General features: G+C 33.5%; 6 protein-coding genes. 5 read left to right on the top strand and 1 reads right to left on the bottom strand.

Annotated features, from left to right (window positions below; translation table 11 throughout):
- Positions 1-89: 89 nt before the first annotated feature.
- The 3 genes from ABUA27_RS11770 to ABUA27_RS11760 are packed head-to-tail and all read left to right on the top strand — an operon-like array spanning position 90 to position 1636.
- The gene (locus ABUA27_RS11770; protein WP_129982142.1) at positions 90-542 is read left to right on the top strand and encodes an RNA polymerase sigma factor; all 453 of its coding nucleotides are present in this window, start codon (positions 90-92) and stop codon (positions 540-542) included.
- Positions 535-777 carry a hypothetical protein gene (locus ABUA27_RS11765; protein WP_129982141.1) on the top strand — a complete coding sequence of 81 codons (243 nt, stop codon included), beginning with the start codon at positions 535-537 and terminating at the stop codon, positions 775-777. Before ABUA27_RS11770 ends, ABUA27_RS11765 begins: the two co-directional genes overlap by 8 nt.
- A 55-nt stretch (positions 778-832) precedes the next feature.
- Complete coding sequence (locus tag ABUA27_RS11760) at positions 833-1636, top strand: hypothetical protein (protein ID WP_287846793.1); 804 nt, start codon at positions 833-835, stop codon at positions 1634-1636.
- 53 nt (positions 1637-1689) lie between these two features.
- Here the strand turns inward: ABUA27_RS11760 and ABUA27_RS11755 are convergent, their stop codons facing one another.
- On the bottom strand, positions 1690-3741 hold the full coding sequence (locus ABUA27_RS11755) for an elongation factor G (RefSeq protein WP_287846794.1): 2052 nt from the start codon (positions 3739-3741) through the stop codon (positions 1690-1692).
- Positions 3742-4061: 320 nt separating this feature from the next.
- Here ABUA27_RS11755 and ABUA27_RS11750 point away from each other — a divergent pair, with 320 nt between their 5' ends.
- Positions 4062-5471, top strand: a complete 1410-nt coding sequence (locus ABUA27_RS11750) for a PTS sugar transporter subunit IIC (RefSeq protein WP_129981872.1) — start codon at positions 4062-4064, stop codon at positions 5469-5471.
- Between the two features lie 67 nt (positions 5472-5538).
- Positions 5539-6390 carry a MurR/RpiR family transcriptional regulator gene (locus tag ABUA27_RS11745; RefSeq protein ID WP_129981871.1) on the top strand — a complete coding sequence of 284 codons (852 nt, stop codon included), beginning with the start codon at positions 5539-5541 and terminating at the stop codon, positions 6388-6390.
- The last annotated feature ends 113 nt before the right edge of the window (positions 6391-6503 follow it).

Here is a 6503-nt window from a genome sequence, read left to right as displayed (position 1 = left end):
TTATCTTAAAATTAGAATGTACAATCAATAATGAATCGATAGAGTTCATTAACTGATTACGTACATATTATACGAGGGAGGGAAATATCATGACAATAGAAGATGTAATTGATACCTATGGGGATATGGTGACTCGCATTTGTATCATGAATTTGAGAAATAGTGATGATGCGAAAGACTGTTTTCAAGAAGTTTTCATTAAACTCTATAAGCATGGCATGATAGAAGACCATGATTATCTAAAACACTGGCTGATTCGTGTCATAATCAATACATGTAAGGATTATCGTCGTGTTTTCTATAAGAAGACAATTAATATAGAAGATGTGCTTATTCAAGATGAGAAGAAGGATTATGTATTACTTCCTGTGATATTAGATATGTCAACGCGTTATAAGAATGTACTTTATTTATACTATTATGAAGGATATAAAACAGATGAAATTTCAGAAATATTAAAGATGAATATCAATACAGTGAAATCAAGATTAAAAAGAGGAAGGGAGATACTAAAGAAGAAAGTGGGTGAGGATGATGAATAAATGGAAGGAATTTGATGATATTCATACGCCAGAAGATTGGAAGAAAATCACATATACACAAAAGAAAAAACATTATTCATTTTCTATGGTTTTAACAGCTGTTATTGTATGTATTTCTTTGATAACTGTCAGTGCATTTCATTCTGATATGTCAGAATGGCTGACAAATCACTTTTCTAAAGAGGATATTCATCCTGTTGAGAATGTGGATTTTAAGGATATCAGCTGGGGGTGAGGCTCCTTTTGGATATACATATACTAAGGATGATAAAATAAAAAATATCTACCTTATGCATCATAATCAAATCAAACAACAAAAACCACGTACATATAAGGGTGTTTATAAGAAACCATTCTCTTTTAAATATGTGCAATATCATCATGATATTTTCATGTATGATTTTTCAGGTTATGTAGAGTATGGTGTCAATCGTACATTCAATAATACTGTCTATTTATGTACAAAAGAGAATGATATCATTGCCTTGAATATGAAGACAGGAAACATTGAAGCAATAACCACTGATCATCGCTCTGTAAATCCATACTTATCACCTCATGGACGTCATCTACTTATTAATAAGCAGGATGAGTATTGGACAATCTATGATACAGTCAATAAGACAGAAAAGATTGTACCTGATATGTGTGGGTATGCTTTATCAAATGAACATTCATTTTATGGTGATGATTATATTATTACTTATGGTGATGATTATACGATTGTGATTGATTGTGCAACGCAGAAGGTGATTGAAAAATGGAATGGTATTACTGAATTTGCGTCTGCGTTTGAATTGGTAGATAATACAATCATTAATCATATCACTAGAAAGAGTTGTGAAATAAAGGAAGAAAATTATCGTATAAAAATTGCAAGTTCTACAAGTCAATATCTTCTTATTACAAATGAAAATGAAGATTCTTTCTATGATAAGCATGTCAATTATTTTCTCTATGATATTCAAAAGAATAGCTATGTTCCATTATCTTTGCCATTTAAAAATGGTGTTGATATTTCACTCTATGAATATGAAGGAGAAAACAAAATGATTATCTATGATGATAAACAAAGCTATTTAGTCAATCTTTAATCATTGTTCCAATAGAAAAGCGGGGGAGTTTTAAATTGAACTCCCTCGCTTCATTATTTATTTAAAATCTTTTTTACTACATTTGCAGGTGCAAATTCATAATCAAGGAATTCCATTTCAAAGACACCTTGACCTTGAGTCATAGAACGAAGATCAACTGCATAGTTCATCAGTTCACTCATAGGTGCTTCTGCAATAATCTTAATTAAGCCATCTTCAAATACATCAGAACCGATCACTCTCGCACGTAATGTATTTAAATGACTCATAATATCACCTGTAAACTCATCATCAATAATAACCTTCATCTTCATATATGGTTCAAGTAATGCAGGATCTGCCTTAGGCATCGCTTCCTTGAAGCACATAGATGTTGCAGTCTTAAAGGCCATTTCAGAAGAGTCAACAGAATGATAGGCACCATCAATAAGAGTTGCTTCAATACCTAATACTGGATAACCACCTAAGCATCCTGCTTTCACACTTTCAATAAGTCCCTTTTCAACAGCAGGGAAATAAGTACGAGGTACAGCACCACCAAATACTTCTTCCTTAAAAATATAAGGCTTATCATAATCACGAGAAGGTTTGAAAGTAATTTCTACTTCACCAAACTGTCCATGACCACCAGACTGTTTCTTATATCTTGTTCTTTGAGTGACTTCCTTTTTGATTGTTTCACGATAAGGAATCTTGACATCTTCAAACTTTGCTTCTACCTTAAATCTTGTTTTTAATTTATTAAGCACTGTATCAAGATGAATATCACCAATACCAGATAAGCATTGTTGCTTTGTTTCTTCGTTATATTCATAAACTAAAGTAGGATCCTCTTCGAGTAATCTATTAATCGCATTCGCAATCTTTTCTTCATTGCTCTTACCAAGAGGTACGATTGCTTTCTTATAATATGGTTTAGAATATTCTGTATCAGGAATAAGGATAGGATAACGTGGATCACATAATGTATCATTTGTATGACACGTAGTTGAACGTGTAAATGCACCAATTTCCCCTGCATGAAGTTTATCTACTTCAATCAAGTTCTTACCCATAGGCTGATAAATCTTCACAATCTTTTCTTCTTCTTTTTCTTTTGGATTATAAAGAGTCATACCTGTATATAAAGTACCACTTGTTACTTTGAAATAAGAAGTCTTACCTACAAATGGATCAGTAATTGTTTTGAAGACAAATAAGCTTGTAGGTGAATCTTCATTACATTCTAAAATCTTTTCATCATCTTTCTTTAAATCCTTTACAATAAGTGCATTCTTTGGATGATTGGCTGAATCAAAGAAAGCACACATAGAATTTAAGATAATACTAATACCAATACGATCAGTACCACAAAGTACAGGGATCAAACTACCATCAGTTACACCCTGTCTTAATGCATTAGAAATCTCTTCTTTTGTGAAAGGTTCTTCTTCTAAATATTTTTCAAGTAATTCATCACTTGTATTCGCAACGGCTTCATCAATCATTGCCTTGATTGGTAATACTTCATCCATCATATCTTCAGGAATAGGGGCAACATGCGTCTGACCATTTTCAAACATACGTCCTTCCATCTTTGCAACATTGACATAACCAACCATCTTATTATTATCCATGATTGGTACCTGTATTGGGGCAATACCCTTACCATAAGTATCCTTTAACTGCTGAAGCTTTGTAGGATAATCGCTATTTGGATTATCTAATCCATTAATATAGATGATCTTACCTTTATCTCTTGCCTTATACATTGCTTGTTTTGTACCTGCTGAAATACCAGCATAACTTGGACAAATAATTAAAGCAGATTCACAAACAGATAAAGCTGCTTCTGTTTCACCTACGAAGTCAAAAGTACCAGGAACATCTATTAAATTAATCTTACAGTTATCCCATTCAATCGGAACGATTGATAAATTAACAGAAGACTGACGTGCAATCTCCTCAGCACTATAGTCACTAATTGTATTACCACTTTGGATATTACCAATCTGACCAGTTGCTCCAGCGCGGTAAGCCATTGTTTCTACTATACTTGTCTTACCACATCCAGAATGTCCTAAAACAGCTACATTTCCAATTTCGTGCGCATGATAATCTCTCATAAACATCTACCACCTTTCTAATGCACTTCTATGTAATGTAAATCTATAAGAATATTTTATCATACATCATTTTAATAATGGAAAATAATCAATGTTTAAAAAAAAGTTTTCCAAAATAAGGGGTGATTGGCTATAATTGAAATGAAAGTACATTGGTAAATAGATTATAACTGTATCATATTTACAAGATAATGATATGTGAAAAAGAGTTCTTTGTAACAATTGTGCTCGTGATAGCGCATCCATGGACTTACATTTTAAATTGTGTAAAATAGTACCTGTACAAGAGTTACGCCAACTCTTGAAAGGGAGGAAATTAAATGGACGCTTTTGCTGATAAGCTAGGACGTGTCGGTGCTTGGTGTGGTCAGAATAAGTACTTGAATGCAATCAAGAATGCATTCCAGAACTTCATGCCTGCAACTATCTCAGGTGCCATTGGTGTTCTTTGGACAAACGTTTTAGTAAACGAAACAACAGGTTTAGGTGCTTTATGGAAACCAATTATGGTACTTAAAGTTCTTAACCCAATTTTTACTGCTATGCAGTATGCTACAATCTCATGTATTACTATTAGTGTTACTATGTTACTTGCTTCTGAAATTGCTGAAGCAAATGGTGAAACTGGTGCTTTCCCAGCTGTATTAGGCTTCATCTTATGGATGATGGTTACTCCTACATCATTTGCTGCAAAAGATTTATCTGCTTCTTTCATCGATAAAGCTGGTAAATCTCATGGTTATACTTTAGGTAATTTTATTAATGTGACTGGTGAAGCTGCTAAGCATAAAATTACAGCTGATAGCTTCACTTACAGTGGTATTTTAAATAACTACACTGCTGCAACTGGTTTATTCACAGGCTTAATTGTTGCAATCGTTGGTATGGAAATCTACAACATGTTCCGTAAGAATGATGCATTAAAGATCAGAATGCCTGAACAGGTTCCACCTGGAGTTGCTCGTGCATTCGAAGTATTAATTCCAACTTGCTTAACTGCAATCATTATTGGTGCTATTGGATTAGTATGTCAGTTAGCTACTGGTGCTGAATTAAACGCATTAATCTTTAATGTCGTTCAGAAACCATTACAGAGCTTAATTGGTAACAACATCTTTGCAGTTGCTATTCTTTATGTAATTATCTCATTATTCTGGTGCGTAGGTATTCATGGTAACAACATGGTTAATGCTGTTAAGGAACCAATCTTCAGACCATTACTATATGCTAACACAGCTGCATTTACTGCAGGTGCTGCTCAGAAGGACATTCCATATGTAATGAACTTAACTATGTTATCAATGTTTGGTGAATTCGGTGGTTCTGGTGTTACTATCGGTTTAGTTATCGCTATCTTTATCTTCTCTAGACGTGAAGATAACAGAACAATCGCTGGTATCTCTGTCGTTCCAGCCTTATTCAACATCAACGAAACTATGACATTTGGTATGCCTCTAGTATTGAACCCAATTCTAGATATTCCATTTATCTTAGCTCCAGTAGTTACACTTGTTGTAGGTTATCTATTAGTTACTAGTGGATTCTGTCCTAAGATCGTACTTGAAGTACCTTGGACAATGCCACCAGTATTCTTTGGATTCATATGTACAGGTGCTAACCCAATGGGTGCATTATCACAGTTAATCGTTATCGCATTATCTGTTGTAATCTATACACCATTCTTGATTGCTTACGAAAAGTATCAGGCTAAACAGTCTGAGGCTGAATAATCAATCATTTCTAGGTACTTTCTAGGCGGGAAAGTACCTTTTTTATGCGTATAAGGGAGGAAAAGTTATGTTATTAGATGAACTTATAGAATCTGGAGGGAACCTTCAGAAAGGTATTGAATTAAATAAAAAACTCAGTGATGCTGAAAAATCAATCTGTCAGTATATTATCGAACATTTAGATCAGGTGCCTTATATGTCTTCAAGAGAATTGGCACGTTTGACTTATTCTAATCCAACATCTATATTGAGACTTTCTAGAAAGTTCGGTTATGCAAATTTTAATGACTTCAAATTTGATATTGTATTAAAACTACGTGATATGCATATGCCTAAAGTAGAACTTAACAAAAATGATAGTGGACTTGAATGCATTAATAAAACAGCACAGCTTTATGATAATATAATCGCCCGTACAAAAAATAATATATCACTTACACAATATGATGAAATTATTGATGTATTAAATAAATGTGAGGCAATTGATATTATTGCGACAGATATGAACGCAGATATTGCACATTATGCGCAACATATTTTGATGCCAATTGGCAAACCAGTTTATGTGTATGAAAATCAGGACTTACAGGTACATGCTAGTCTAAATGTTCCATCAACTCATGTTGTTATCTTGGTTACTAAAACTGGCTATAAACGACATATTCTAGATAATGCACGTATATTATGCCGTAGAGCTATTACAACTATTGCTATTACACCAGATGATAAAGGACCAATCTCTAAATGTGTCACATATACAATCAAGGCAGAAAGCAATGAGACATTTGTGAAATTACGAGATGTTATTTTCAGTATTTCTACTAAGTTTATCTTTGATTTGTTCTTTACATCTTTATGTGCTATCAACTATGAGAATACATTGAATTCTGATGAATTTTACAATAAAACTGTTGATTAAAACAAATAAAAAGGATTGAGCCATTTGACTCAATCCTTTTGCGTGTGCCGGGCATGGCACTAATTCAGTCGGAGATAGTCTGACCACAGGTATTTACCGCCAAGTGTAGTGAA

This window comes from Catenibacterium sp. RTP21428st1_D7_RTP21428_210409, assembly GCF_040227455.1.
Classification (GTDB): Bacteria; Bacillota_I; Bacilli_A; order Erysipelotrichales; family Coprobacillaceae; genus Catenibacterium; species Catenibacterium mitsuoka_A.
Note: the sequence above shows the minus strand (reverse complement) of the source record. Positions and strands in the feature narration are given on the sequence as shown.